This window comes from Lachnoclostridium sp. An118, assembly GCF_002160985.1.
Lineage (GTDB): Bacteria > Bacillota > Clostridia > Lachnospirales > Lachnospiraceae > Claveliimonas > Claveliimonas stercoravium.
In genome coordinates this window covers 134,064-160,741 of record NZ_NFLQ01000006.1, presented here as the reverse complement: position 1 = coordinate 160,741, position 26,678 = coordinate 134,064, and the positions used below count along the sequence as shown (strand labels likewise).

The window sequence follows — 26,678 nt, the reverse complement described above, 5'->3', positions numbered from 1 at the left end:
ACGGTAAGGAAACAATAACATCTGATGGAGAGGGAAGCCCTCCTTCAGTTATTCATTTAGACTTTGTAACTATTAACCCGTAGTCATTATTGACTACACCATTATTATACTAGGAGGAAGATATATGGATATGTATCAGTATGAAAAGGTCATGACATTTGTGGATGAGGAGGATGTGAAGTTCATCCGCCTGGCCTTTTTTGACGCCTTTGGCGTGCAGAAAAACATCTCCATCCTGTCGGGGCAGCTGGAGAGGGCGTTCAAAGAGGGCATCTCCTTCGACGCTTCGGCCGTGGCCGGGTTTGACAATGAGGTGAAGAGCGACCTCTTTCTCCACCCGGACCCCTCTACCTTTTCCATCCTCCCGTGGCGTCCGTCCACAGGGCGGGTGGCCAGGATGTACTGTGACATCCGCTATCCTGACGGGACGATCTACGAGAAGGACAGCCGGTATATATTAAAAATGGCAGTGGAGAAGGCGAAGGAAAAGGGGCTGAAGATCGATTTCGGGACTGAGGTGGAGTTCTACCTCTTCAACACAGACGAGCAGGGAAATGCCACAAAGATCCCCTTCGATATGGCCGGGTATATGGATGTGGCCCCGGAGGACAAGGGAGAGAACATCCGCCGGGAAATCTGCTTTACGCTCATCGATATGGGGATAGAGCCGGAGGCCTCCCACCACGAGGAGGGGCCGGGACAGAATGAGATCGACTTTATGTACAGCGACCCTCTCACAGCGGCGGACAACACAGCCACCTTTAAGTGGGTGGTGAGCACCGCAGCTATGGGGAACGGACTCTGTGCGGACTTTTCACCCAAGCCCATCAAGGAATACGCGGGCAACGGCATGCATATCAATATGTCAGTGAGGAGTGAGGACGGGTCAGACTGCAACGGACAGTTCATGACAGGTATCCTGGAGCATATCAGGGACATCACTCTGTTCCTCAACCCCTCTGAGGACTCCTACCGGAGGCTGGGCGAGAAGAAGGCTCCCAAATATGTGACCTGGTCCCCGGAGAACCGCTCCCAGCTGATACGGATCCCGGCGGTGAAGAACGGTAAGAAGCGTATCGAGCTGCGCTCCCCTGACCCAACAGCCAATCCCTATCTGGCCTTTGCCCTTCTCATCTATGCGGGGATGGACGGGATCGAGAGAAAGCTGCCGCTCCAGAAGCCGGCCAATGTCAATCTGTACACAGCGGACCACACATTGACAGACCAGCTGAGGAAGCTGCCGGAGAGCCGCGGAGAGGCATGGGACGCGGCGGCCGCGAGCGCGCTCGTTAAGAGGGTCCTGCCCGAGGCATACCTGGATGTCTACAAAAATCCGCCACAGACACGCTGAGACACACTGACTACACCGACAGGATAAAGGAGTGGGAATGAACATGACAGCAGAAAAAGCGGCATACCGCATCCTGGTGGCCTCTGCGTCAGACAAGATGGTCTCCGTTCTGAGGGAGGTGCTCACGGGCCCCCAGTACAGAGATATTTCCTGCGTGTTCACCATGGGGGACGCAAAGCGGATGCTGGTCAGCCAGACTTACGATATCCTCATCATCAACACGCCGCTGAAGGATGATTTCGGCATACAGGCTGCCATTGATATAGCTGAGCAGCACGAGACAGGGATCCTCCTGCTGGTCAAGGCGGAGATGTACGAGCAGGTGTCTTCCCAGGTGGAGGACTATGGCATCGTCACGCTGGCCAGGCCCACCACAAGGCAGGACCTCTACACATCCGTGAAAATGCTGAGCGCTGTCCAGATGAAGATAAAGAAACTGGAAAAGGAGATGCGCAGGCTGAAGGAACGGCTGCAGGAGCAGCAGACCATTGACAGGGCCAAGTGGGTCCTCGTGGACCAGAGGAAGATGAGCGAACCGGACGCACACAGATATATAGAAAAATCAGCCATGGACCGGTGCGTCAGGAAGATACGCATCGCGGAGGAAATCTTAAGAGACAGCTGACGGCCGATGACGGCGGGCAGCCATATATTCCCAGTGTAAAAGAGCTCCGCCTTCGCATACTAACGATAAAACGCTCTCCTGAGAGAGCGGCGGTATGGAGACGATAGTATGCGTAGATATTGGTACAGACGAATCTTGATCATGGTCCTCGTGTTCACCATCTCTGTGGGCGGGAGCTGGTATCTGATAGAGGAGAGCAGAGCCGGCCTGGAGAGGGAGGCCAGCGCGGCTGCGTCCGAGGAACTGCTGATCCCCGGCGGCATGCCGGTGGGGATCTACCTGGAGACAGAGGGCGCTATGGTCCTGGGGACGGAAAAAATCCAGGGAGAGGACGGCCAGGAGTATGAGCCCGCGGCAAATCTCGTGCAGGAGGGGGACTATATCATCGGGCTTGACGGGGAAGAGATAAGCAATAAGTCCGAGCTGGTGGAGGCAGTGGCGGCCCTGGACAAGGAGGAAGTCGTGCTGCGGGTGCGCCGGGACGGCCGGGAGATCGCCATACGCATGAAGGCTGTTCGCTGTGAAAGGGATGAGTACAAGCTGGGGATCTGGGTGAGGGACAACGCCCAGGGGCTCGGCACCGTCACCTTCCTGAACGGAGACAGTCAGTTCGGAGCTCTCGGACACGGCATCCGGGATACAGACACCGGGCAGCTCTTGAACGCGTCTGACGGCCTTCTCTACACGACCAGCATCAAGGACATCAGGAAGGGAAAGGACGGGACGCCGGGCGGGATGGAGGGCGTCATCATCTACAACAACTACAATATCCTGGGGAGCATCACCCAGAACACGGAGGACGGTATATACGGCACGCTGGACAGGATCGACGCCCTGTTTACAGATACACAGCCCCTGGAGGCGGCTGCGGACGAGAGCCAGATCGAGGAGGGGGATGCCCTCATCCGCTGTGCGGTCAGCGGTACTGTGGAGGATTACAGGATCCGTATTACAAAAGTTGACAGGAACGCCCAGGAAGCGAACAAGGAGATCCTGCTGGAGGTGACGGACGAGAAGCTTCTTGGGCTCACCGGAGGCATTGTCCAGGGCATGAGCGGCAGCCCTATCATCCAGAACGGGCGGCTGATAGGAGCGGTGACCCATGTGTTCGTGAACAACCCGAAGGAGGGCTACGGCATCTTCATACAGGATATGTTGAAACATATCGAAAGTTAAGAAAACGGGAGGAAGCTGTCGAGATCTTCCGACTTCAAATCCTTGATTTCGCATTTTTGTAATCCTATAATTTTCCTTGACAGTTTTTCAAGAACAGATAGGAGGATTATGGAATGGGAGAGATTCGTGTAGCGATCGCCGACGACAATGAGAGGATCCTGGAGCTGCTTGGCGATATCATCAGCAGCGACAAGGATTTAAGCCTTGTGGGGAAGGCGGACAACGGTGAGGATATGTGCCGTGTGATCCGGGAAAAAGAGCCGGATGTTGTCCTGCTCGATCTGATCATGCCTAAAATGGACGGACTCGGTGTGATGGACGCCGTCAACCATGACAAAACTTTGAAAAAGCGCCCGTATTTTATCATAGTCACGGCTGTGGGGCAGGAGCGCATCACAGAGGACGCTTTCAATAAGGGAGCCGTATACTATGTCATGAAGCCCTTTAAAAACGATGTTATCCTGGAGCGGATCAAGCAGGTCACGAAGAAGAGCCGGACAAGCTACATCCATGGCATGGACTCCTCCCGGCAGAGCGGGGAGCCGGAGGAGCAGAGCCTGGAGACGAGAGTGACGGATATGATCCACGAGATCGGCATCCCCGCCCACATCAAGGGCTATCACTATCTGAGGGACGCCATCATGATGGCTGTGGAGGACATGGATGTGCTGAACGCAGTGACAAAGGTCCTCTATCCCACAGTCGCCAAGCGCCATCAGACAACGGCCAGCCGGGTGGAGAGGGCTATCCGCCACGCCATAGAGGTGGCCTGGAGCAGGGGCAAGCTGGACACCCTGGACGAGCTCTTCGGCTACACTGTGAGCAACGGCAAGGGAAAACCCACAAATTCGGAGTTTATCGCACTCATCGCAGACACCCTCCGCCTGGAATATAAAAACAGATAACCCTTTTCATCTGAAAAAAAATACGGTATAATAAATATATATATACCTATATACCGTAAGGATGGGAGGAAAGATATCATGAAACAAATACTTTTTGCAGCATCGGAGTCCGTGCCCTTTATCAAGACAGGCGGGCTGGCGGACGTGGTTGGGTCTCTGCCGAAATACTTTGATAAAGAAAAATATGATGTCCGTGTCATGCTGCCCAAATATCTCTGCATGAAAGAGGAGTGGAGAAACCAGCTGCAGTATAAGACTCATTTTTACATGGACCTGAACTGGAGGACAGAGTACGTGGGCATCCTCGAGCTGCAGTACGAGGGGATCACGTTCTATTTTATAGATAATGAATATTATTTCAGCGGCTGGGCGCCCTACGGGGATATGTATGCGGACATTGAGAAGTTTGCCTTCTTCTCCAAGGCTGTGCTGAGCGCCCTGCCTGTGATCGGCTTCCGCCCGGACATCATCCACTGCCACGACTGGCAGACCGGACTCATCCCCATCTTCCTCGACAATTTCCGCTACGGGAACGAGTACTACCGAGGCATCAAGACGGTCATGACTATCCACAACCTGAAATTCCAGGGCACCTGGGACACAAAGAGGGTGCAGGATATCACAGGCCTTCCGTCCTACTATTTCGTGCCGGACAAGCTGGAGGCCTACAAGGACGCCAACTACCTGAAGGGCGGCATTGTATACGCGGACCGCATCACTACGGTCAGCAGTACATACGCGGAGGAGATCAAGACTCCCTTCTACGGGGAAAAGCTGGACGGGCTGATGAACGCCAGAGCGGGCAGCCTGTCAGGTATTGTCAACGGTATCGACTACGATGACTACGATCCGGAGACGGACAAGCACATCGCCCGCAATTACTCCGTCTCCAATTTCCGCAAGGAGAAGGTAAAGAACAAGCTTGCCCTCCAGGAGGAGCTGGGCCTGGACAAGGACAGCCATGTGATGATGATCGGTATTGTCTCCAGGCTGACGGACCAGAAGGGATTTGACCTGATCGACTGCGTGCTGGACGAGCTGTGCCAGGATGCCATCCAGATCGTCGCCCTTGGGACCGGGGAGGCGAAATATGAGAACATGTTCCGACATTACGCCTGGAAGTATCCCGGGAAGGTTTCCGCCAATATCTATTATTCGGAGCCTATGTCCCACAAGATATATGCTTCCTGCGACGCCTTCCTCATGCCCTCCCTGTTTGAACCCTGCGGCCTGAGCCAGCTCATGAGCCTGCGCTACGGGACGCTGCCTATCGTCCGCGAGACGGGAGGCCTGAAGGATACGGTGGAGCCATACAATGAATATGAGAAGACCGGCACCGGCTTCAGCTTCTGCAATTACAATGCCCATGAGATGATGGCAACGGTCCGCTATGCGGAGCAGATATTCTACGATCACAAGAGAGACTGGAACAAGATCGTGGAGAGAGCTATGGCGCAGGATTTCTCATGGAATAATTCTGCAAGACAGTACGAGAAGCTTTACGACGAATTATAGGATGCATGACAGGATGGATCTCAGGCTGCCGCACCTGTTTATCTGGCGCGGCAGCCTGTTTTTTACCAGTGTGGTCCCGGTGTGCAAAGGAGTGGTTTTTACATGAAGATAAAGGATATATTGAGAGGAGAGGGGATACATATTTCCTTCGAGGTCTTTCCGCCAAAGACAGAGGACAGCTACGACGCGGTGCTGGAGGCGGCCGGGGAGATCGCGTCCCTGCAGCCTGCCTTTATGAGCGTCACCTACGGCGCGGGAGGAGGAACGAGCAGGAACACGGTGCGCATTGCCACCCGGATCGAAGAGGATTTCCAGGTGCCAAGCCTGGCCCACCTGACATGCGTCTCCTCCACCCGGGAGGAGGTGCGGCAGGTCATCGCCTCATTGCGGGAGAGAGGCATCGAGAATATCCTCGCCCTCCGGGGAGATATCCCGGAGGACGTCACCTTCCCGCTTCCCCACCACTACAGATATGCCAGCGAACTCATAGAGGATATCCGCAGGGAGGGGGATTTCTGTATCGGCGCCGCCTGCTACCCGGAGGGCCATGTGGAGGCGGCCACCCAGAAGGAGGATATCCTTCATCTGAAGCACAAGGTGGACTGCGGCGTGGACTTCCTCACCACACAGATGTTTTTTGACAACAGTATCCTGTACAGCTTCCTGTACCGGATACGGGAGGCGGGGATCACGGTGCCTGTCCTGCCGGGCATCATGCCCGTCACAAACGCAAAGCAGATGAAGCGGATATGCGCTCTGTCCGGCACTGTGCTGCCCCAGCGCTTCCGCGCCATCCTGGACCTGTTCGGAGACCATCCGGCGGCGATGGAACAGGCGGGGATCGCCTACGCCGTGGACCAGATCATTGACCTGATAGCCAACGGCATACAGGATATCCACATCTATTCCATGAACAGACCCCGGACAGCCCGGGCCATCATGGACGGCCTCTCAGAGGTCATAAAGGCATAGTATAGGACAGAAAGGATGTAGGAGACACAATGACAGACACAATGACAAAGGAGGCAGTCCGCTATCTTGGTTTTGGACGAAGGGAGGCGGACGAGGCTACCCTGCGCCTGGTGGCCGCGGCATTCAGCCAGCTGGAGAAAGCTGCATCCCCAAGGATCGTATGGCGGGTCTTTGACCTGAAGACAGCCGGAGAGGGGCGTCTGGACATAGGAGGTATGGAGGTGGAGAGCAGAAGTCTCTGGAAGAATATGAAGGGCTGCTGCCAGGCGGTCGTGCTGGGGGCCACCCTGGGCTCGGGGGTGGACCTTCTCATGCGCCGCCAGTCCCTGACAGACATGGCGGCAGCCGTGGTGACCCAGGCCTGTGCCGCCGCCATGCTGGAGGAATATCTGGACGGGGAGCAGGAGAAGATAGGCCGTGAGCTGGAGCGTGAGGGCAAATACCTGCGCCCCCGTTTCAGCCCGGGTTACGGTGACTTCTCCATCTGTCACCAGGGACAGCTGCTGGCCATGCTGGAGGCGCCGAAGAGGATAGGCCTCTCCTTGACGGACAGCTCCATGCTCACCCCGGTGAAATCCGTCACTGCGGTGATCGGGGTCTCCACGGTAAAGGAGCCATGCCACAGAAAGGGCTGTGAGGCCTGCGGCAAGACAGACTGTATATATCGGAGGAACGAAGGATGATACTGGATAGATTAGGAAGAGAGCTGCTGTTTTTTGACGGCGGCATGGGAACCCTTCTCCAGGAGAAGGGACTTCGCCCGGGGGAACTGCCGGAGGCCTGGAACCTGGAGCACACAGAGGATATCGTGGACATACACAGGCAGTATTTTGAGTCCGGGAGCGACATTGTCCTCACCAACACATTCGGAGCCAATGCCCTCAAATTCCACAGCAGCGAGTATGACCTGGAGGACATCATCACAGCCGCCGTGGTGAGCGCCAAGGAGGGCGCCTGGCTGGGCGTGCGCGATGACAGGAAGGTCTATGTGGCTATGGATATAGGGCCCACGGGAAAGCTCTTGAAGCCTCTGGGGGACCTGGATTTTGAGACGGCCCTGTCCGCCTTCGGGGAGGCCGCCGGGTATGGGGAGGCCGCCGGGGCGGACCTGATCCATATTGAGACCATGAGCGACATGTACGAGATGAAGGCTGCCGTGCTGGGGGCGAAGGAGCACACATCCCTCCCTGTCTTCGTCACCATGATATTTGACGAGAAAGGGAAGCTGCTGACAGGGGGAGACGTGGCTGCCGCCGTCTCCATGCTGGAGGGACTCAGGGTGGACGCCCTCGGCATCAACTGCGGTCTGGGCCCGGAGCAGATGCTCCCCATCCTGGAGGATATCATGAAGTACACCTCCCTTCCAGTGATCGTAAAGCCTAACGCGGGGCTGCCCAGGCAGCGGGACGGACGCACCGTGTACGACGTGGCCCCGGAGGAGTTCGCCTCCTCCATGAAAAAGATCGTGGAGATGGGGGCCTGCGCTGTCGGCGGGTGCTGCGGCACTACCCCGGCCCACATTCGGGAGATGACCAGGCTTTGCCGGGGAATGGAGGTGAAGTCCCCTGTCAGGAAGTCCCATACCATCGTCTCCTCCTACGGGCGGGCGGTGCTCCTGGGGGATAAGCCGGTCATCATCGGAGAGCGCATCAACCCCACAGGAAAAAAGAGGTTCCGGCAGGCCCTGAAGGACCATGATATGGAATACATCCTGAAGGAGGCGGTCACCCAGCAGGAGAAGGGCGCCCACATCCTGGATGTGAACGTGGGGCTGCCCGATATAGATGAGAAATCCATGATGCAGGATGTGGTGGGAGAGCTGCAGAGCATCACCAGCCTGCCCCTGCAGATCGACACAGTGGACCCCCAGGCTATGGAGGCGGCCATGAGGATGTACAACGGAAAGCCCATGATCAACTCAGTCAACGGCAAGCAGGAGTCCATGGACCAGGTCTTCCCGCTCGTGAAAAAGTACGGCGGCGTGGTGGTGGGCCTGACCCTGGATGAGGAGGGCATTCCATCGGACGCTGAGGGGCGGGCCCGGATTGCCGGAAGGATCATAGAGGAGGCCGGAAAATACGGGATAGAGAAAAAAGACATCGTCATCGATGTGCTGGCCATGACTATCAGTTCCGACCCGGATGGCGCCAGGACGACCCTGGAGGCCCTCCGGCTGGTTAGGGAAAGATACGGCGTCCGGACTGTCCTCGGCGTGTCCAACATCTCCTTTGGCCTGCCGGGCAGGGCGGTCATCAATGCGAATTTCTATACGATGGCCCTGCAGAGCGGCCTCACAGCCGGCATCATCAATCCCTCCTCCGCCGAGATGATGAAGTCCTACTATGCCTACTGCGCCCTCATGGGCTTTGACGCCAACTGTGAGGAGTATATCCGGGAGTACGGCACTGTACAGGCGGATACGTCGGCCCAGGCAGGACCGTCCTCTCTCTCACTGAGAGCGGCCATAGAGAAGGGGCTGAAGGAGGATGCCTCCGCCATCACCAGGGAGCTGGTGAAGGAGCAGCCCCCCCTTGCCATCATCGACAGTGAGCTGATCCCGGCTTTGGACCAGGTGGGGAAGGGCTTCGAGAGGGGGACTGTCTTCCTGCCGCAGCTCCTCATGAGCGCTGACGCGGCCAAAAATGCCTTTGCCGTGCTAAGGGACAGGCTGGAGGAGAGCGGAGCTTCCACTGAGAAGAAGGAGAAGATCATCCTGGCGACTGTCAAGGGGGATATACATGATATCGGGAAAAACATCGTGAAGGTACTCCTGGAAAATTACAGCTTTGACGTGATCGACATGGGGAAGGATGTGCCCCCGGAGGATATCGTGCGGAAGGCGATGGAGGAGGAGGTCCGTCTGGTGGGGCTCTCCGCCCTCATGACCACCACCGTGGGCAGTATGGAGGAGACGATCCGCCAGCTGAAGGAGGCCAGGCCGGACTGCCGGGTCATGGTGGGAGGCGCTGTGCTGAACCAGGAGTACGCGGACATGATCGGGGCTGATTTCTACGGGAAGGACGCCATGCAGTCGGTCTACTATGCCCAGGAGCTGTTCGGGAGATAGGACCGGTTCCATGTTCCTGATTTTGTACACACCGTGTTCTTGACAGAAAATTAACAGCCCGCTATAGTTGTAATGAAGAAAAGCCCTTTTGACGAGGGGGCAAAAGTTCAATTACAGGAGGAGACCACTTTATGATGAGAGGATTGGATACAACGGTGCGGAGACTGCGCCGGAAGGTATTCGAGGAGGTCGCAAGGCTTGGATTTAAATCCAACCCGGAGACGCTAAACGATGACATGGAAGCCATTCCATATAAAATGGTAAACGAGGACACGAAGATCAAGTACCGGGAGAGCGTGTACAGAGCCAGGGCTATCGTCCGCGAGAGACTCCGGCTGGCCATGGGACTGTCCCTGCGCCCGGAGAACAAGCCGGTCCATCTTACGGCGGGAGTTGAGGCCAGCAATATCTCCGACAAATATTATGAGCCGCCGCTCATGCAGGTGATCCCGTCTGCCTGCGAGGCCTGTGAGGAGAAGGGATACGAGGTCAGCAATATGTGCAAGGGCTGTCTGGCCCACCCCTGTATGGAGGTCTGTCCGAAGGGGGCCATCTCCTTTGTGAATGGGAAATCCTTTATCGACCAGTCCAAATGTATCAAGTGCGGAAAGTGTAAGTCTGTCTGCCCCTATGACGCCATTGCGAAAAAGGAGCGCCCCTGCCAGAAGGCCTGCGGCGTGGGAGCTATTGTCTCCGACAAGATGGGGCGGGCCTATATTGATAATGAGAAATGCGTTTCCTGCGGCATGTGCATGGTGAACTGTCCCTTCGGGGCCATCTCTGACAAGTCCCAGATCTTTCAGCTGGCCAGAGCGCTGACAGAGGGAGACTATATCATCGCGGAGATCGCGCCCGCCTTCTACGGGCAGTTTGGCGACAATATCACACCGAGAAATCTGAAGGCGGCTCTCATGGAGCTGGGCTTTAAAGAGGTGTACGAGGTGGCCCTGGGTGCGGACATCGGCGCTATCGCGGAGGCCCACCACTATGTGGAGAAAGTGACTACAGGGGAGCTTCCCTTCCTCCTCACCTCCTGCTGTCCCTCCTGGGCGATGCTGGCGAAGAAGTTCTTCCCTGACCTCATCGACGAGGTATCACAGGAGCTGACGCCCATGGTGGCTACAGCCAGGACCATCAAGCAGGAGCATCCGGACGCCAAGGTAGTCTTCATTGGTCCCTGCGCGGCCAAGAAGCTGGAGGCTATGAGAAGGACTGTCCGCAGCGACGTGGATTTCGTGGTGACCTTTGAGGAGCTCCAGGCCATGTTCGACGCGAAGGACATCGACCTTACCCAGTACTCCGCAGAGTCCTCCTTCCACAACGCCACAGGCGCAGGACGCGGCTACGCGGTGGCTGGCGGAGTGGCGGATGCCATCAGGAAGTGCATCAACACCTACTACCCGGATGTGCAGGTGAATATCGAGCATGCAGAGGGACTTGCAGACTGCAAGAAGATCCTGACTCTGGCCAAGGCGGGCAGGATGAACGGCTGCCTCATCGAGGGCATGGGCTGCCCCGGCGGCTGTGTGGCCGGAGCCGGCACGAATATCCCTGTGCCGAAGGCCCAGAAGAAGATCCAGGATTTCGTGAAGGCGTCCTCCAGACAGGTGCCTCCAAAGGAGCTGGAAGAGATAGAGCTGAAATAGGCGGTGAAATGCCCCGGCGTTGACAAACGCCGGGGTTCTATTTATAATTAGATGTTAGTTTGAAAATTTAGGAGGAAACTATGCAAAAATACGGTGTAAATGAATTAAGGAGAATGTTTCTTACATTTTTCGAGAGCAAGGGACATCTGGCGATGAAGAGCTTCTCGCTTGTGCCCCACAACGATAAAAGCCTTCTGCTGATCAATTCCGGTATGGCACCTCTGAAGCCCTACTTTACAGGTCAGGAAATCCCTCCGAGAAAGAGAGTGACCACCTGCCAGAAATGTATCCGCACCGGAGATATTGAAAATGTAGGAAAGACGGCCCGCCACGGCACCTTCTTTGAGATGCTGGGCAACTTTTCCTTTGGCGACTATTTTAAGAAGGAGTCCATCGCCTGGACCTGGGAGTTCCTGACAGAGGTGGTGGGACTTGACCCGGACCGCCTGTATCCCTCCGTTTATGTGGATGACGATGAGGCGTGGGAGATATGGAACAAGCAGATCGGTATCCCGGAGGACAGGATATTCCGCTTCGGCAAAGAGGACAATTTCTGGGAGCACGGAAGCGGTCCCTGCGGTCCCTGCTCGGAGGTCTACTATGACCGGGGGAAGGAGTACGGCTGCGGAAAGCCGGACTGCACGGTAGGCTGCGACTGCGACCGCTATATGGAAATATGGAACAATGTGTTCACCCAGTTTGACAATGACGGACAGGGAAACTATACAGAGCTGGAGCAGAAAAATATTGACACCGGCATGGGCCTGGAGCGTCTGGCCTGTATCGTGCAGGGTGTGGACTCCATGTTCGACGTGGACACGATCCGGGCTCTCAGGGAACATGTGTGCCGCCTTGCGGGCAAGGAGTACGAGAAGGATTACGCCACTGACGTGTCCATCCGCGTCATCACGGACCACATCCGTTCTGTGACCTTTATGATATCTGACGGCATCATGCCCTCCAACAGCGGAAGGGGCTATGTGCTGCGCCGTCTCCTCCGCCGCGCCTGCCGCCACGGACGGCTCCTCGGCATCAGGGGAGAGTTCCTGGTAGAGCTGGCCCAGACGGTCATCGACGGCTCCAAGGACGGATATCCGGAGTTGGAGGAGAAGAGGGACTTCATCTTCAAGGTGATCACAAAGGAGGAAGAGCAGTTTAACAAGACCATTGACCAGGGCCTTTCCATCCTGGAGGGGCTGGAGTCTCAGATGGAGAAAGAGGGAAGCCGCGTCCTCTCCGGCGGGGAGGCATTCCGTCTCTACGACACATATGGCTTCCCTGTGGACCTGACGAGAGAAATCCTCGAAGAAAAAGGATTTTCCATCGATGAGGAGGGCTTTGAGAAGGCCGCCAGGGCTCAGAAGGAGCGGGCAAAGGGCACCTTTGGCGAGACCAACTACATGGGCGCCGACGTGACGGTGTACGAGTCCATCGATCCCTCTGTGACCAGCACATTTGTGGGCTACGACCACCTGACCTATGACTCGGAGATCACAGTCCTGACAACGGAGGACGAGGTGGTGGACGCTCTGTCTGACGGCGAGAAAGGTACTGTGTTTGTAAAAGAGACACCGTTTTACGCCACAAGCGGCGGCCAGGAGGCGGACAACGGCGTGATACGCACGGAGGACGGCCTCTTCCAGGTGGAGGATACCATCAAGCTCCTGGGCGGAAAGATCGGCCATGTGGGGCACGTGGTGAGCGGCATGCTGAAGGTGGGAGACAAGGCCGCCCTGGAGGTCGACCAGGAGAAGCGTGCCCTCTCCGCAAGGAACCACAGCGCGACACATCTTCTCCAGCAGGCCCTGCGCCAGGTGCTGGGGACACATGTGGAGCAGGCCGGGTCCTCTGTCAATGAATACAGGCTCCGCTTTGACTTTACCCATTTCTCGGCCATGACGAAGGAAGAGCTGAAAAGGGTGGAAGCCATCGTCAATGAGCAGATCATGAACTGTCTGCCCGTGAAGGCTGAGAACATGCCTGTCGAGGAGGCCAGAAAGACAGGAGCCGCCGCTCTCTTCGGGGAGAAGTACGGCGATATCGTCCGGGTGGTGAGCATGGGCGATTTCTCCAAGGAGTTCTGCGGCGGTACCCATGTGGACAACACGGGCGTTATCACGGCCTTCAAGATCATCTCTGAGACAGGTGTGGCTGCCGGTGTGCGCAGGATCGAGGCCCTCACATCCAAGGGCCTTCTCAGGTACTATGATGAGCTGGAGGAGCGGCTGGAAAAATCCGCAAAGCTCCTTAAGACCACACCGGACAAGCTGGAGGAGCGGCTCTCCCACATGCTCGCTGAAAACAAGGAGCTCCACAGTGAGGTGGAGGGATTGAAGAGCAGGCTCGCAAAAGAGTCCATGGGCGATGTGACGGACCAGGTGACTGAGGTGAAAGGCATAAACTTCCTGGCTGCCAAGGCCCCCGGCGCTGACATGAACGGCCTGAGAGATTTAGGAGACCAGCTCAAGGAGAAGCTGGGAGAGAGCGTGGTCGTGCTCGCTTCCGATGCGGGCGGCAAGGTAAACCTGATGGCCACGGCTACTGAAGGAGCTGTCAAGGCAGGCGCCCATGCGGGCAACCTGATCAAAGCCATCGCTTCCTGCGTCGGCGGAGGCGGAGGCGGCCGTCCGAATATGGCTCAGGCAGGAGGAAAGAACCCTGCCGGCATTGATGAGGCCCTGCAGAAAGCAAAAGAAGTGCTGGAAAACCAGCTCTAAAAAGCAAAAAAATGATTGACGTGCAGGAAAAATGTGCTATAATCTAATGTAGTGCAATAAATATACCCGAACAGTCGTATGATGCACAATATAGGGCTGGAGGGGAGGTTAGGTGTGAGACTATGTCAAATGTAATCGTTAAAGAAAACGAGACGTTGGACAGCGCTTTACGCAGATTCAAAAGAAGCTGCGCAAAGGCTGGTATTCAGCAGGAAATTCGGAAAAGAGAGCATTACGAGAAACCGAGCGTAAGACGCAAAAAGAAATCCGAAGCTGCTAGAAAACGTAAATATAACTAATGTGCAAAATAAGGATGACACGCATGTGCGTGTCATCTTTTTATATACGTTCCCATCTGTCTTCCATCGCTCTCAGCTCGTGGTACAGCCTGGCAATGGGAAGCCCCACTACATTATTGTAGTCTCCCCGGATCTCCTTCACATGCACGGCAAAGGGGCCCTGTATCCCGTAGGCTCCCGCCTTGTCCAGAGGATCGCCGGTCCGGACGTAGGCGAGCAGCTCCTCCCTGGTCACGGGATAGAAGGTGACCTGTGTACATTCGTGGAAGGTGCGCACATATTTCTGCCCGCCCCTCCACACGATGAGACACACGCCTGTGCAGACCTGATGGGTCCGGTCAGCCAGCATGGCGAGCATGTCCAGCGCCTCGCCCTCATCGGCCGGCTTCCCCAGTATCTCACCATTGTAGGCAACGACCGTGTCTGCCCCGATGACGGTGAAGTCCTCCTGGCGGGAGGGCAGGCACCTGTCAAAGATATCCTGCGCCTTCAGAGCCGCAAGCTCTTCCACGATCTCGGCAGGAGACGTTCCGCCGCTCTTTTCTTCCGCCCCGGAGGGCCACACCTCAAAGTCATATCCGGCCTGGGCCAGGAGCTCTTTTCTCCTGGGAGAGGCGGAGGCAAGTATATATTTCACTTAAGATCACATCCTTTCAATGATATTTCCAGTGGCCGGCACGGCAAAAACCTGTCTTTCGCTTGCGCGGGAAGGGGCCGGTGCACTATAATAGCTATTATAAGACAAAAATGAAATGGAGGAAAGAACCCTATGTATATCAGTGAGATCACAAACACCCCTCCGGAGAATGTGTCGGAGAGAGTCTCCCTTGAGCAGGAGGTCTACAGGGTCTTCAAAAAGCTGGGCATTTCCTACGAGCGGGTGGACAACGACCCGGCCTCGTCCATGGAGGAGTGCGCGGAGATAGGAGAGGTGCTGCAGGCGCCGGTCCGGAAGGATGTCTTTCTCTGCAACCAGAAGAAGACCTCCTTTTTCCTTCTCCTCATGCCCGATGACAAGCCCTTTGACACAGCCTCCTTCAGCAGGAAGCTGGGAGTGTCCCACATGTCCTTCGCGCCGCCGGAGCTGATGGTGAAGCATATCGGCTGTACCCCCGGCTCCGCCAGTGTCGTAGGTCTTCTGAACGATGAGGATGACTATGTACAGCTCATCATCGACAAGGAGGTGGCCCAGGCGGAGTGGTTTGTCTGCAACACGGGCATCAACACCACCCATCTGAAATTTAAGACCCAGGACCTTCTGAAGAAGTTCCTGCCCTACACCCACCACAGACCCAGGATCGTGGAGCTTTAAAGCCTGGGACCCGCGGACAGAGGCTGCAAGGGCTGTCCCTCAGCCCCTGTCTCCGGGTCCATCCTCACTTCGATGCCGTTGACCTCCACCTGGTCGTCCACGGGGATCACAAGGCATTTCCGCCCATCCACCACTCTTACGTCCACCAGGTCGGTGCGGTCCGGATTGACATTGATGACAATGTCCGGAGTCTTGATGTTAAATTTCTTTGTGCTGGCGATGTTGGAGGCCAGAAGAGAGGCCTTTTCGCCCACCGTCTCATCGAATTCCCGGTCAAAGTCCTCCAGGTTCTCCTCTGGCACACCGCTCAGGGAGAAGAGCCGTCTGACCTCAGGCTTGCCCAGCTCCAGCGGCTCCGGCTCCTCCCGGTTCTCCTCGATCAGGGTGTTCAGGTTCTCGTGGATATTGCGTATCACGCTGTAAGGGCAGTCCTCTCCCAGCGTGTCCGCGATCATAGCCTGGAAGGATTCCTTCTGGGTGCCCGCGCTTAAGACCTGGCTGCAGCCCAGGACCTGGGTGAGAAAGACCTCCTGGAGCTCCTCCGGTTTCTTGGAGTAGTAGAGGAGGCTGTGAACATCGCTTGACCTGTCATTGAAAGCGGGGAAGAGAAAACCGTTGATCGGGTCAGTTACGATCCAGTCACGTATCCGGTCCTCAATGCTGTTGTGCTCCGCGTTGTAGCACAGGCCCGCCTTGGACAGAGAGACGGGGCAGATGCTGCACAGAATGTGCTCATAGACTGTGTCGGAGGCATCGTACATCTCCATCCCGTCGGAGGCCTTTCCGGGCACGTCATAGGCGGCGTGGATGAGAAGGATGAGATAGTGCTCTCCAAAGTCGTAGTGCTCGATCACCTTATCATAAAACTCAGACACGAGCATGTCATCCGTGAGACGGCTGTCCCTGAGCTGCATCAGCTGCTCCTGGGCACCGCCTTTTTGTTCCTCCTCCAGAGGGAAGCTCATATTGAGGAGGTTTTTCCCCACGGTGCCGGACAGGGTCCGCTTAAACAGATCGAAATACTTGTATTCCTCCTCCTCGGGGAGGGAGAGGAAGGCCTCTTTGAATTCCAGCTTTTTTTCCTTTTCTCCGTCCACATAACAGCCGCAGATGCGGGTGATGGCGCAGTTCTGCGGGGAGAACTGTTTCCTGATCTCCAGGACTTCTTTTTTATTCATAAAATACCTCTTTTCCTGACTGATTTTCTGATATGGTCCAGCCGGGCCCACCCTGGAAGGGAGGAATCCCGGAACACACATTTTAACACAGCGGGACGAGATTGACAACCTGGACACAGGCCGGTCTGAGAGCAAAAAATAGAATAAGTGGACAAAAGAGAAATATATTAGTAACAGACGATGTATGCGAGGAGAGATGGGCATATGAAGCGATTTTTGACGGTCCTCCTGTGCGTGGTGCTGCTCCTGGAGCCGGCCGCGCTCAGGGCGGCACCCCAGGCCGGCCGGGAGGAAAGCGGTCAGGAGGAGTCCGGCGGGACAGACAGCGGGGAGACTGCCGCCACAGACGGTCCGCAGGTGGAGGCCCCTTCTGTTTTTCTTGCGGAGGCATCCACGGGGAAGATGGTCTACGAGAAAAACGCGGATGAAAGACGTCCCCCTGCCAGCGTGACAAAGGTGATGACGCTTCTTCTCATCTTTGACGCCCTGGCGGAGGGGAGGACTGCCCTGACAGACCAGGTGACCGTGTCCGAGTACGCTGCCTCCATGGGCGGCTCCCAGGTCTTCCTGGAGCCGGGGGAGGTGCAGACTGTGGACACCCTGCTCAAATGCATTGCCGTGGCCAGTGCAAACGACGCCTGCGTGGCCATGGCTGAGCACATCTGGGGCAGTGAGGAGGAGTTTGTGAGGCACATGAACGAGAGGGCAGCGGGGCTTGGAATGGAAAATACTACCTTTGTCAACTGCAACGGCCTGGATGCGGAGGGGCACCTGACGACCGCGAGAGACATAGGTACCATGTCCCGGGAGCTGATCCGTACATACCCCCAGGTACGGGATTACGCCTGCATCTGGATGGAGGACATTACCCACACCACAGCCAGAGGGAGCACCACCTTCACGCTGGCAAACACCAACAAGCTGGTCCGCCAGTATGCCGGCGCCACGGGACTGAAGACCGGGTCCACAGACGACGCGGGCTTCTGTGTGACCGCCACGGCCGAGAAGAACCAGATGGAGATGATCGCGGTGGTCATGGGGGCGGAGACATCAAAGCAGCGGTTCCAGGACGCGGCATCCCTTCTGGACTACGGCTTTGGAAAATGCGTGAAGTATGTGGATGAGGGCATCCAGAGGCTGGAGCCTGTGAAGGTCAGAGGGGGGCAGAAGAGGCAGACGGCCGTGAGGCAGAAGGAGCCCTTCCGGTACGTGGACACGGAAGGCGCGGACCTGACAGCTATTGAGAAGGAGTATCAGGTGGAGGAGGAGCTGAAAGCACCTGTCAGGGCGGGAGATAAAGCGGGGAGCGTGGTCTACACCCTGGACGGTGCCGAAATCGGCAGAGCGGACATTGTGGCGGCGGAAAATGTGCCGGGAGCTACCCTCCTGAGCAGCCTGGAGCAGACCCTTGCGATGTTCTTCCCGGCATAGGTGCGGGAAAAAAGGAATCGGGAAGTTGCAAAACAGCAGGACAGATTATATAATCATTACCAGAACTGCCCGGAGGAGGGCAGACAGATAAGGAGGAGCTTGAAATGTGGAAGAAGCCGCTCGCACTGCTGGGCACATCCGCTGTCGTGTGCGCCGGTGAGATGGCAAGAGAGCTGTCCGGCTTCCGGGTGAGGCGCTACAGGAAGGTGCTGCCGGGGCTGGAGAAAGGAAGGAAGATAAGGGTCCTCTTCCTCTCGGATCTTCACGGAAAGGAATACGGGAAGGAGAACAGGAGGCTGATGGAGAAGGTGGAGCAGGAGAGACCGGACTGTATCCTGACAGGCGGCGACATGCTGACGCGGACACAGCCGGAGACGGACAGGACGGCCCTGGCCCTCATGAGGCGGCTTGCGTCCGCTGCTCCTGTCTATGCCGCCAACGGCAACCACGAGCAGAAGATGAAGGAGAATTGCAGGCAGTACGGCGACAGATATGAGAGATACCGGCACGCCCTTCTGGAGGCGGGCATCCGTGTCCTGGAAAATAAGACCTGTCTGTTTCAGAAGGAGGGCTTCCAGGCAGCTATCACAGGCCTTGAGCTCCCTCTTTCCTGCTACAGCCATTTGGGGAGAGAGGAGCTGCAGGTGGAGGAGATAGAGGAGCGGGTCGGGGAGCGGTCCGGGGATACGTACCGTATCCTTATGGCCCACAATCCGGCCTACATGGATGTCTACTGGGAATGGGGGGCGGACCTTGTCCTGTCCGGCCACCTTCACGGGGGTGTGGTGCGCCTGCCCCTTGTGGGGGGAGTCATCACCCCGCAGATGCAGCTTTTCCCCCGCTACTCGGGGGATATGTACAAAGGAAAAGACGGACAAAGCTGTGTGGTCAGCCGGGGACTTGGGACCCACACAGTCAATGTCCGTCTCTACAATATGGCTGAGCTTGTCAGTCTCACTTTTGTCGGAAAACAGGGCTAGGGCCGGTGTACCCGGAATACGCCCACTCCCAGAGCGCCCGCTCCCGTGTGGCAGCCGATGCTCATGGTGAGGGGATAGTGGACGATCTCCATGTCCGGGAAAAATTCCTGGTACTTTTCCCACCAGGAGAGAAATTCCTCCTCGCTCATAGCCGTCTCGGCCATGCCCAGCTTCAGGACTCCCTCGTCCTTTAAGTGGGAAAAGCGAGTGTCTATATCCTTCTTTACCGCTTTGCACATGGTCCGGAAGGCGGCCTTCATGCCCCGGACCTTCGCAAAGGCGTCCAGCTTGTCCCCCTGGATCGTGAGGACGGGCTTTAAATTCAGCACTGTGCCCACCGCGGCGGCGGCAGGCGTGATGCGCCCGCCGCGCTTCAGATATTTCAGAGTATCCACGGCAATGTAGATGCTGGCATCCAGCGCCTCCCTTTCCAGCTGCTCTTTGATCTGGCGCCCCGTCTTCCCCTCCTCGGCGAGGGCGCAGGCGTCCAGCACAGACTGGGTCTGGGTGACGGAGATACGGTGGTTGTCCACCACGTGGACACGCCCCCCAAAGTCCCCGTCGGAGGCCAGTGCCAGAGCGCTGGCGCAGGAGGTCGAAAGCCCGCTGGACATAGGGATGTACACCACCTCCCGGTAATCCCGCAGGAGGGAGGTCCACATGTCCATCACGTCTCCGGGGGAGGGGAGAGAGGTGCTGACAGCGGCGTCGGAGGCGAGCTGCCTGTAAAAGCTGTCGGCAGTAATGCTCTTTCCCTCATAAAAAGTCTCACCATCTATCAGGACAGGCATGGGTATGATGTGGATGTCGGGACAGGGCTCGCAGCCCGGCATGATCCCGCAGTTGCTGTCCGTCATAATAGCAATGTCTGACATAGTACTCTCCTTTACAGTTCTTAATATGGCTCAAAACACAAAATATCTTACACATTGACCGATATTTTAACAGATGTTAAAATATTATAGCAGAACAAAAATGAAAACTCAATGACAGACCATCCGGATTTGTCAGTTATTTATACAGTTTAGGAGAAATGTATGCCATGGAAGACAGACGCATCACAAAGACAAAGAGAAATCTGAAAAATACGCTCATATCCATGCTCCCGGAGCAGCCCTTTGAGCAGATCTCCATCACGGAACTGTGTGCCAGGGCGGAAATAAGCCGCATTACCTTCTACTCCCACTACAGCGACAAGTACGCGCTGGTGGACGAGATCTTTCAGGATATGGTGCTCCTGGGCACGGAGGACTATGAGAGAAAGCAGCGGGAGAACAATCCCCAGAGGGACGAAGTGCTCAGCTACTGTAACATCCTGGACGCCATCATGGAGCTGTACTACAGCCGTTTTGACTTTTTTCACTATACAGCGCCTGACAAGAACCCGTACCTGGCATTTGCCTTCTACAGCATCGTCCTGGAGACAGTGGAGCAGCACACAAAGCGGATGGAGAGCCGGAGCCGTCTGCGCTACTCGCCGAAAAGGATCGCCGGGTTCCTGTGCTACGGCGTCATCGGCTTTATCAATGAGGGACATGCTGAGAAGATCCCTGTGGAGAAGCTGCAGAGGGAGGCCAAGGAGCTCCTCATGGGAATCCTCCGCTCCAGGGTGCTCATACAGCTTTAGAAAAACTGTTGAGAAAAGAGCAAAGGTCAGATATAATAGTATAGTTAAGTCAAAAAGAGCGGAGGGTGTCTGTGGGATTAGAGGTAAAGCTGCAGGTGTTCGAAGGCCCCCTGGACCTTCTTCTGCACCTCATTGACAAAAACAAAATAGATATCTACGACATTCCTATCGTGGAGATCACAAATCAGTATATGGAATATATCCATGCCATGGAGAGGGAGGACCTGAATGTGATGAGCGAGTTCCTCCTCATGGCGGCCACACTGCTGGATATCAAGTGCCGGATGCTGCTGCCCAGGGAAGTGAACGGGGAGGGTGAGGAGGAAGACCCCCGCCAGGAGCTGGTGGAGCAGCTCCTTCAGTACAAGATGTACAAGTATATGTCCTACGAGCTGCGGGACCGGCAGGTGGAGGGCGATAGGTCTCTGTACCGGGATCCGGACATTCCGGAGGAGGTGCAGGACTATGTGGAGCCGATAGACCTGGACAAGCTGCTGGACGGCCTTACGCTCGCCAGGCTGAACAGCATTTTCCGGGAGATGATGCGCAGGCAGACGGACAAGATCGATCCTATCCGCAGCCGCTTTGGGAAAATAGAGAAGGAGGAGGTCTCCCTGCCGGAAAAGCTGGGCTTTGTGGAGGAGTACGCCGGGGCACATCCCTCCTTCAGCTTCCGCCAGCTCATGGCCAGACAGAGGTCCAGGGTGCAGCTCGTAGTCACCTTCCTGGCCGTGCTGGAGCTGATGAAGACAGGCAAGATCAAGGTCCTGCAGGAGCAGCCCTTTGATGATATCCTCATCACATCCATGATATGCGGCGGGGAGCGGACACGTAAAGAAGAGCAAAGAGAAGAAGGGGAAGGATAAAGTGGAGATAAGCAGATTAGAGGGGATCATAGAGGCCATCCTCTTTACCATGGGGAACTCGGTGGAGCTCTCCAAGATTGCGGCGGCCATAGGCCATGACGAGGAGACGACCCGCAGATTGATACACAATATGATGGACAAATACGATACAGACGACAGGGGGATCCGCATCATCGAACTGGAGGACTCCTTCCAGATGTGCACGAAGCCCCAGATGTACGAGTATCTCATCAAGGTGGCGAGGCAGCCCCGCAGGTACGTGCTGACAGACGTGCAGCTTGAGACCCTCTCCATCATCGCCTACCGTCAGCCGGTCACAAAGCTGGAGATAGAGAAGATACGGGGGGTCAAGTCAGACCATGCGGTCAATAAGCTGGTAGAGTACGACCTCGTGTGCGAGGTGGGCAGGCTGGACGCGCCGGGGAAGCCCATCCTGTTCGGGACCACGGAGGAGTTCCTGCGGCGCTTCAGCATCCACTCCCTGGATGAGCTGCCGGGTATCAATCCGGAGCAGATCGAGAGCTTCAAGCACGAGGCCGAGGAGGAGGCACAGCTCAGGCTGGATGTATAGACATATTTTCTTTGCGGCCTTCATACATATAGGTTAACTGCGCAGGTTCTTTGGGGCGTGATGTATATGATGTGGCTTCATGTGACAAAACAGAAAAAGAGCGGTCAAAAAAAGAGGGTATGCCTGCTCCTGGCAGCTGCGCTCCTTTTTCTCCTGGCAGCCCGTGCCCCCGTCCGTGCGGCTGAACAGGCAGAGGAAGGGGAGGCGCCGGTGGAGCTGTCCTTTCTCCACGCCCGGTCGGCGGTCCTCATGGACGCTGACAGCGGGCGTGTTTTATTTGGAAAAGAGGCGGACACAGCCCGGCCCATGGCCAGCACTACCAAAATCATGACATGCATCCTGGCACTGGAGGAGGGGGACCTGCAGATGGAGTGTTCCGTGTCGGAGAATGCCGCCTCCTCGCCCGAGGTCCGTCTGGGCGTCCGGGAGGGGGAGAGCTACCGCATGGAGGATCTGCTCTACTCTCTTATGCTGGAATCCCACAATGACAGCGCTGTCGTCATTGCGGAGAACACGGCCGGGAGTGTGGAGAGGTTTGCTGAGCTGATGAACCGGAAGGCGGAGGAGCTTGGCTGTCTGGACACCTGGTTTGTCACGCCAAACGGCCTGGATGCCTCCGATGAGACGGGTGTACATTCCACCACGGCGGCCGACCTGGCCCGGATGCTCAGATACTGCATCAAAGAGTCGCCGCAGCGGGAGTCCTTTCTTGCCATCACGGGGAAGGACAGCTACACCTTTACAGACCTGTCCGGTCAGAGGACCTTCTCTCTCCGGAACCACAACGCGTTCCTCACCATGATGGAGGGCGCGCTGACAGGGAAGACGGGATTTACAGCGGATGCGGGATACTGCTATGTGGGGGCGCTGGAAAACGGGGGACGCACCTTTATCGTGGCCCTCCTGGCATGCGGATGGCCGGGCAACAAAGGGTACAAATGGGAGGACACAAGAAAGCTCATGCAGTACGGCATCGACCATTACCGGTACGAGACGGTCACTCTGGACCACGCCCTGCCTGACCTGCCTGTGGGCGGCGGCGCGCCGCCCTCCGGAGCGCTGCAGGGGGAAGCCAGAGCCCTCCTCACGGCTGAGCCGCTGGAAAAGGATATCCTTCTGGCTGAAAATGAGACCGTGACCGCCAGGGCCCTGCTCCCCGGGGAGCTGTCTGCCCCTGTGAGAGAGGGGCAGGAGGTAGGGAGCGTCCTCTACTGCGTAGGGGATTTCCCGGTGGCAGAGCAGAAGGTGACAGCGGCACTGGAGGTGGCAGAGAGGAGTATCCCCTGGTGTATGGACCAGGTCTGTGCCCGCTTTTTTACAGGGGATAACAAAATAAATCAATAAAAATGATTAAATTTACCACTATTCTTTTGCGCCTATGTGTGTTAGGATAGACAGGTATTAAAAAAGAACAACAAAGTTGATAAATATTCAGCTTTCTGTGTTGCTGAAAGGAAGAGATGGAAGATGAAACATTTTGAAAAATATGAGCGGCAGTATTTCATGCCCCCGGAAGTCACTTACGACTGGGTAAAAAAGGAATACATAGACCAGCCCCCGGTCTGGTGCAGCGTGGACCTGCGCGATGGCAACCAGGCTCTCATTGAGCCTATGAGCCTGGAGGAGAAGCTGGAATTCTTTGAGCTGCTTGTGAAGGTGGGCTTTAAGGAAATCGAGGTGGGCTTCCCGGCCGCCTCTGAGACAGAGTACAATTTTATGCGTGCCCTGATAGAGCGGAACATGATCCCCGATGACGTGACCGTCCAGGTGCTGACCCAGGCCAGGGAACACATCATCAAGCGGACTTTTGAGGCTGTAAAGGGAGCTCCCCATGCAGTCATCCACCTGTACAACTCCACATCTGTGGCGCAGAGGGAGCAGGTGTTCAAAAAGGACAAAGAGCAGATAAAGAAGATTGCCATAGACGGGGCGAAGCTCCTGAAAAAGCTGGCGGATGAGACAGAGGGCAATTTTACCTTTGAGTACAGCCCGGAGAGCTTCTCCGGGACAGAGGTGGACTACGCCGTGGAGGTGTGCAACGCTGTCCTGGATATCTGGAAGCCCCAGGCTGACAGCAGGGCCATCATCAACATCCCCACGACTGTGGAGAACGCCATGCCCCACGTCTTCGCCTCCCAACTCGAGTACGTACACAAGCACCTTGCCTACCGGGAGAACGTAGTCCTCTCTCTCCATCCCCACAACGACAGGGGCTGCGGCGTGGCCACAGCGGAGCTGGGCATCCTGGCAGGTGCGGACAGGATCGAGGGCACGCTGTTTGGAAACGGCGAGCGGACAGGAAATGTGGACATCATCACCCTGGGTATGAACATGTTCTCCCACGGGGTGGACCCGAAGCTGGACTTCTCCAACATGGAAGAGATCAAGGAGACCTATGAGCGCCTCACGAGGATGACCGTGGATGTGCGTCAGCCCTACGCGGGCGAGCTGGTCTTCACGGCCTTCTCCGGCTCTCACCAGGATGCCATCGCCAAGGGCATGGCATGGCGCGAGGAGAAGAAGTGCGGCAAGTGGACAGTTCCCTACCTGCCCATCGATCCCCAGGATGTGGGAAGGCGCTACGACTCAGATGTCATCCGCATCAACAGCCAGTCCGGAAAGGGCGGCGTGAACTACATCCTGAAGCAGAGCCACGGCATCAATCTCCCGGAGAAGATGAGGGAGGAGGTAGGCTACCTTGTGAAGGGTGTCTCCGACAGAGCCCACAAAGAGCTGACACCGGAGTGGGTATACCAGATATTCACGGACAACTACGTGAACGCCAAGACCGTGTTCTCCATCGATGAGTGCCACTTCCGCCAGGCGGACGGCATCATCGCGGACGCCACTATCCACCACGGCAACGACGAGCAGGTGGTGACCGCCTCCGGAAACGGCCGCCTGGACGCTGTCAGCAACGCTATCAAGCAGTACTTCAATATCAGCTACGAGCTGCGCTACTACGAGGAGCACTCGCTCACCAGGGGCTCCTCCTCCAAGGCGGTAGCCTACGTAGGGATCGTCTCCCAGGAGAAGACCTTCTGGGGCGTTGGGATAGACGCAGACATCATCCGAGCCTCCATTGAGGCCCTCATCGTGGCTGTGAACAAGATAGAGGAGCTCAGCACTGCGGAGCCGGTGAAGGATGCCCGCATGATCGAGATCATGAACTACATACAGGCCAACTACATTGACGTGACGCTGGATGACCTGGCAGAGAAGTTCTATCTCTCCAAGCCCTACCTCTCCAAGTATATCCGGGAGAAATCAGGGATGACCTTCGGTGACCTTGTAAAGAAGATCCGCATGAAGAAGGCAAGAGCGCTCTTAAAGAGCAGCAACATGACGGTGGAGAACATCGCCCTGTCCGTGGGCTATCAGAACGTGGAGCACTTTAACAGGCTCTTCAAGAAAGCGTACAATATGACACCGGTACAGTTCCGGAACCAGAAATAAAGCAAACCTGACCCGCAAAAACGGCTGCCTACAGGCAGCCGTTTTTTTCTGTCTCATCCAGCCATCCTGCAAGAAGGCGGATATATCGTTCGGTGTCCTCGACAAAGCACATGTGACGGCACCCGTCAAAGAGCTCCCACCTGGCGTCCGGGATGCGGTCATACATGGTCTTGGCGATGAGGGGCGTACACAGATCGTTTGTGCCGCTGATGATGAGGGCCGGGCACTTGATCTGGTCCAGCCTGTCCGTGTACTCCCAGTTTCCCAGGGACCCGGTGGGATTGTACTCGTTGGGCCCCCAGCCGTAGAGGTAGGCCTCCTGCCCGGATCTTTTCGGCCGGGTCACGCACTCAGGGGCATTGTCATCATGCAGAGAGTCGCAGTGCCGCTCCATGAACCTGCTGTTTGCTGCCAGGTACGCCGGCGTGTCAAAGCATCCGGTCCGCTCTGCCTCGGCAATGGCCTCCTGGTCCTCCCGGGAGAGGAAGCGGATCATGCGATGCTGCTCCTTTGCCCACAGGCTGGCGGAGGAGAGGGTGCTGGAGAGGATGACGGAGGTGACGCCCTCCGGCTGGTAGTCGCAGAGATACTCGATGGCCAGCATGCCGCCCCAGGACTGCCCGAGCAGATGTACCTGGTCAAGTCCCAGATGCCTGCGCAGCTCCATCAGCTCATTGTCCCATGTCTTCTGGCACCACAGCTCCGGGTGTCCGTCCACATAGGAATTCCCGCAGCCGAGCTGGTCGTAGGAGATGACGGCCCTGCCTGTGTCAGCCAGGGCGTCCAGCACCTCGAAGTAATTGTGGGTGGAGCCGGGCCCGCCGTGGAGCAGCAGCAGGGGCTGCTTTCCGTCCCGGCACTCTCCGGCGATCCGATAATATGTCTGATAGCCCAGATAGGGCATGTATCCTTCTGTGATATTCATATCGTTTACCTCCTGGATCTTCTTTGCCTTCCCTTGCGGAAGAGCAGGTCTCTTACATA

At 56.6% G+C, this 26,678-nt stretch carries 23 protein-coding genes; 19 read left to right on the top strand and 4 right to left on the bottom strand.

From position 1 onward, the window contains the following. Window positions 1-124: 124 nt before the first annotated feature. The 11 genes from B5E62_RS07595 (at window position 125) to rpsU (ending at window position 14,273) form a co-directional block, all read left to right on the top strand. The gene (locus tag B5E62_RS07595) at window positions 125-1,351 is read left to right on the top strand and encodes a glutamine synthetase family protein (protein WP_330398057.1); all 1,227 of its coding nucleotides are present in this window, start codon (window positions 125-127) and stop codon (window positions 1,349-1,351) included. Between the two features lie 43 nt (window positions 1,352-1,394). Continuing rightward, complete coding sequence (locus tag B5E62_RS07590) at window positions 1,395-1,976, top strand: ANTAR domain-containing response regulator (protein ID WP_162610275.1); 582 nt, start codon at window positions 1,395-1,397, stop codon at window positions 1,974-1,976. A 108-nt stretch (window positions 1,977-2,084) separates the two neighbouring features. Then, a complete protein-coding gene (spoIVB, locus tag B5E62_RS07585; protein WP_087174011.1) occupies window positions 2,085-3,152 on the top strand; it encodes a SpoIVB peptidase in 1,068 nt (355 codons plus the stop codon). 113 nt (window positions 3,153-3,265) lie between these two features. Then, on the top strand, window positions 3,266-4,057 hold the full coding sequence (spo0A, locus tag B5E62_RS07580; protein WP_087174010.1) for a sporulation transcription factor Spo0A: 792 nt from the start codon (window positions 3,266-3,268) through the stop codon (window positions 4,055-4,057). Window positions 4,058-4,135: 78 nt separating this feature from the next. Then, window positions 4,136-5,572 (top strand): glycogen synthase GlgA, encoded by a 1,437-nt coding sequence (gene glgA, locus B5E62_RS07575; RefSeq protein ID WP_087174009.1) that lies wholly within the window; start codon window positions 4,136-4,138, stop codon window positions 5,570-5,572. A gap of 102 nt (window positions 5,573-5,674) precedes the next feature. Beyond that, window positions 5,675-6,544, top strand: coding sequence for a methylenetetrahydrofolate reductase [NAD(P)H] (gene metF, locus B5E62_RS07570; RefSeq protein WP_087174008.1), 870 nt, complete (start codon window positions 5,675-5,677; stop codon window positions 6,542-6,544). Window positions 6,545-6,573: 29 nt separating this feature from the next. Next, on the top strand, window positions 6,574-7,227 hold the full coding sequence (locus B5E62_RS07565) for a vitamin B12 dependent-methionine synthase activation domain-containing protein (protein ID WP_143468821.1): 654 nt from the start codon (window positions 6,574-6,576) through the stop codon (window positions 7,225-7,227). Continuing rightward, window positions 7,224-9,611 carry a homocysteine S-methyltransferase family protein gene (locus B5E62_RS07560; RefSeq protein ID WP_087174007.1) on the top strand — a complete coding sequence of 796 codons (2,388 nt, stop codon included), beginning with the start codon at window positions 7,224-7,226 and terminating at the stop codon, window positions 9,609-9,611. Before B5E62_RS07565 ends, B5E62_RS07560 begins: the two co-directional genes overlap by 4 nt. A gap of 131 nt (window positions 9,612-9,742) precedes the next feature. Continuing rightward, on the top strand, window positions 9,743-11,257 hold the full coding sequence (locus B5E62_RS07555; protein ID WP_087174006.1) for a 4Fe-4S dicluster domain-containing protein: 1,515 nt from the start codon (window positions 9,743-9,745) through the stop codon (window positions 11,255-11,257). A gap of 80 nt (window positions 11,258-11,337) precedes the next feature. Next, a complete protein-coding gene (gene alaS, locus B5E62_RS07550) occupies window positions 11,338-13,974 on the top strand; it encodes an alanine--tRNA ligase (RefSeq protein ID WP_087174005.1) in 2,637 nt (878 codons plus the stop codon). A 122-nt stretch (window positions 13,975-14,096) separates the two neighbouring features. After that, the gene (rpsU, locus tag B5E62_RS07545; RefSeq protein WP_004222305.1) at window positions 14,097-14,273 is read left to right on the top strand and encodes a 30S ribosomal protein S21; all 177 of its coding nucleotides are present in this window, start codon (window positions 14,097-14,099) and stop codon (window positions 14,271-14,273) included. Window positions 14,274-14,313: 40 nt separating this feature from the next. On the opposite strand, the gene B5E62_RS07540 is transcribed toward rpsU, so the two are convergent. Beyond that, on the bottom strand, window positions 14,314-14,910 hold the full coding sequence (locus B5E62_RS07540; RefSeq protein WP_087174004.1) for a Maf family protein: 597 nt from the start codon (window positions 14,908-14,910) through the stop codon (window positions 14,314-14,316). A 132-nt stretch (window positions 14,911-15,042) separates the two neighbouring features. On the opposite strand from B5E62_RS07540, the gene B5E62_RS07535 reads away from it, so the two are divergent. Beyond that, window positions 15,043-15,585: a prolyl-tRNA synthetase associated domain-containing protein gene (locus tag B5E62_RS07535; RefSeq protein WP_087174003.1), complete on the top strand. Its 543-nt coding sequence runs from the start codon at window positions 15,043-15,045 to the stop codon at window positions 15,583-15,585. Here B5E62_RS07535 and B5E62_RS07530 read toward each other — a convergent pair. Beyond that, complete coding sequence (locus B5E62_RS07530) at window positions 15,582-16,763, bottom strand: DUF4317 domain-containing protein (RefSeq protein WP_087174002.1); 1,182 nt, start codon at window positions 16,761-16,763, stop codon at window positions 15,582-15,584. The two genes, B5E62_RS07535 and B5E62_RS07530, sit on opposite strands and share 4 nt — an antisense overlap. Window positions 16,764-16,967: 204 nt before the next feature. Here B5E62_RS07530 and B5E62_RS07525 point away from each other — a divergent pair, with 204 nt between their 5' ends. Both B5E62_RS07525 and B5E62_RS07520 read left to right on the top strand, forming a co-directional pair. Continuing rightward, a complete protein-coding gene (locus tag B5E62_RS07525) occupies window positions 16,968-18,194 on the top strand; it encodes a D-alanyl-D-alanine carboxypeptidase family protein (protein ID WP_087174001.1) in 1,227 nt (408 codons plus the stop codon). A gap of 104 nt (window positions 18,195-18,298) precedes the next feature. After that, window positions 18,299-19,174: a metallophosphoesterase gene (locus B5E62_RS07520; RefSeq protein ID WP_087174000.1), complete on the top strand. Its 876-nt coding sequence runs from the start codon at window positions 18,299-18,301 to the stop codon at window positions 19,172-19,174. Here B5E62_RS07520 and B5E62_RS07515 read toward each other — a convergent pair. Then, window positions 19,171-20,049, bottom strand: coding sequence for a DegV family protein (locus tag B5E62_RS07515; protein ID WP_087173999.1), 879 nt, complete (start codon window positions 20,047-20,049; stop codon window positions 19,171-19,173). The genes B5E62_RS07520 and B5E62_RS07515 overlap by 4 nt on opposite strands. Before the next feature lie 167 nt (window positions 20,050-20,216). On the opposite strand from B5E62_RS07515, the gene B5E62_RS07510 reads away from it, so the two are divergent. The 5 genes from B5E62_RS07510 (at window position 20,217) to B5E62_RS07490 (ending at window position 25,694) form a co-directional block, all read left to right on the top strand. Then, complete coding sequence (locus B5E62_RS07510; RefSeq protein WP_087173998.1) at window positions 20,217-20,801, top strand: TetR/AcrR family transcriptional regulator; 585 nt, start codon at window positions 20,217-20,219, stop codon at window positions 20,799-20,801. Between the two features lie 71 nt (window positions 20,802-20,872). Next, on the top strand, window positions 20,873-21,667 hold the full coding sequence (locus tag B5E62_RS07505) for a segregation and condensation protein A (RefSeq protein WP_087173997.1): 795 nt from the start codon (window positions 20,873-20,875) through the stop codon (window positions 21,665-21,667). A gap of 49 nt (window positions 21,668-21,716) precedes the next feature. After that, on the top strand, window positions 21,717-22,238 hold the full coding sequence (scpB, locus tag B5E62_RS07500; RefSeq protein ID WP_442911353.1) for an SMC-Scp complex subunit ScpB: 522 nt from the start codon (window positions 21,717-21,719) through the stop codon (window positions 22,236-22,238). Window positions 22,239-22,304: 66 nt separating this feature from the next. After that, window positions 22,305-23,582 carry a D-alanyl-D-alanine carboxypeptidase family protein gene (locus tag B5E62_RS07495; protein ID WP_242957774.1) on the top strand — a complete coding sequence of 426 codons (1,278 nt, stop codon included), beginning with the start codon at window positions 22,305-22,307 and terminating at the stop codon, window positions 23,580-23,582. Between the two features lie 123 nt (window positions 23,583-23,705). Then, the gene (locus tag B5E62_RS07490; protein ID WP_087173995.1) at window positions 23,706-25,694 is read left to right on the top strand and encodes a 2-isopropylmalate synthase; all 1,989 of its coding nucleotides are present in this window, start codon (window positions 23,706-23,708) and stop codon (window positions 25,692-25,694) included. A 28-nt stretch (window positions 25,695-25,722) separates the two neighbouring features. Here B5E62_RS07490 and pepI read toward each other — a convergent pair whose 3' ends face one another. After that, a complete protein-coding gene (gene pepI / locus B5E62_RS07485; protein ID WP_087173994.1) occupies window positions 25,723-26,619 on the bottom strand; it encodes a proline iminopeptidase in 897 nt (298 codons plus the stop codon). Between the last annotated feature and the right edge of the window lie 59 nt (window positions 26,620-26,678).

Coding starts and splice junctions, on each gene's coding strand:
- B5E62_RS07595 (WP_330398057.1), top strand. CDS start 125: ATGGATATGTATCAGTATGAAAAGGTCATGACATTTGTGGATGAGGAG.
- B5E62_RS07590 (WP_162610275.1), top strand. CDS start 1,395: ATGACAGCAGAAAAAGCGGCATACCGCATCCTGGTGGCCTCTGCGTCA.
- spoIVB (WP_087174011.1), top strand. CDS start 2,085: ATGCGTAGATATTGGTACAGACGAATCTTGATCATGGTCCTCGTGTTC.
- spo0A (WP_087174010.1), top strand. CDS start 3,266: ATGGGAGAGATTCGTGTAGCGATCGCCGACGACAATGAGAGGATCCTG.
- glgA (WP_087174009.1), top strand. CDS start 4,136: ATGAAACAAATACTTTTTGCAGCATCGGAGTCCGTGCCCTTTATCAAG.
- metF (WP_087174008.1), top strand. CDS start 5,675: ATGAAGATAAAGGATATATTGAGAGGAGAGGGGATACATATTTCCTTC.
- B5E62_RS07565 (WP_143468821.1), top strand. CDS start 6,574: ATGACAGACACAATGACAAAGGAGGCAGTCCGCTATCTTGGTTTTGGA.
- B5E62_RS07560 (WP_087174007.1), top strand. CDS start 7,224: ATGATACTGGATAGATTAGGAAGAGAGCTGCTGTTTTTTGACGGCGGC.
- B5E62_RS07555 (WP_087174006.1), top strand. CDS start 9,743: ATGATGAGAGGATTGGATACAACGGTGCGGAGACTGCGCCGGAAGGTA.
- alaS (WP_087174005.1), top strand. CDS start 11,338: ATGCAAAAATACGGTGTAAATGAATTAAGGAGAATGTTTCTTACATTT.
- rpsU (WP_004222305.1), top strand. CDS start 14,097: ATGTCAAATGTAATCGTTAAAGAAAACGAGACGTTGGACAGCGCTTTA.
- B5E62_RS07535 (WP_087174003.1), top strand. CDS start 15,043: ATGTATATCAGTGAGATCACAAACACCCCTCCGGAGAATGTGTCGGAG.
- B5E62_RS07530 (WP_087174002.1), bottom strand. CDS start 16,763: ATGAATAAAAAAGAAGTCCTGGAGATCAGGAAACAGTTCTCCCCGCAG.
- B5E62_RS07525 (WP_087174001.1), top strand. CDS start 16,968: ATGAAGCGATTTTTGACGGTCCTCCTGTGCGTGGTGCTGCTCCTGGAG.
- B5E62_RS07520 (WP_087174000.1), top strand. CDS start 18,299: ATGTGGAAGAAGCCGCTCGCACTGCTGGGCACATCCGCTGTCGTGTGC.
- B5E62_RS07515 (WP_087173999.1), bottom strand. CDS start 20,049: ATGTCAGACATTGCTATTATGACGGACAGCAACTGCGGGATCATGCCG.
- B5E62_RS07510 (WP_087173998.1), top strand. CDS start 20,217: ATGGAAGACAGACGCATCACAAAGACAAAGAGAAATCTGAAAAATACG.
- scpB (WP_442911353.1), top strand. CDS start 21,717: ATGGGGAACTCGGTGGAGCTCTCCAAGATTGCGGCGGCCATAGGCCAT.
- B5E62_RS07495 (WP_242957774.1), top strand. CDS start 22,305: ATGATGTGGCTTCATGTGACAAAACAGAAAAAGAGCGGTCAAAAAAAG.
- B5E62_RS07490 (WP_087173995.1), top strand. CDS start 23,706: ATGAAACATTTTGAAAAATATGAGCGGCAGTATTTCATGCCCCCGGAA.
- pepI (WP_087173994.1), bottom strand. CDS start 26,619: ATGAATATCACAGAAGGATACATGCCCTATCTGGGCTATCAGACATAT.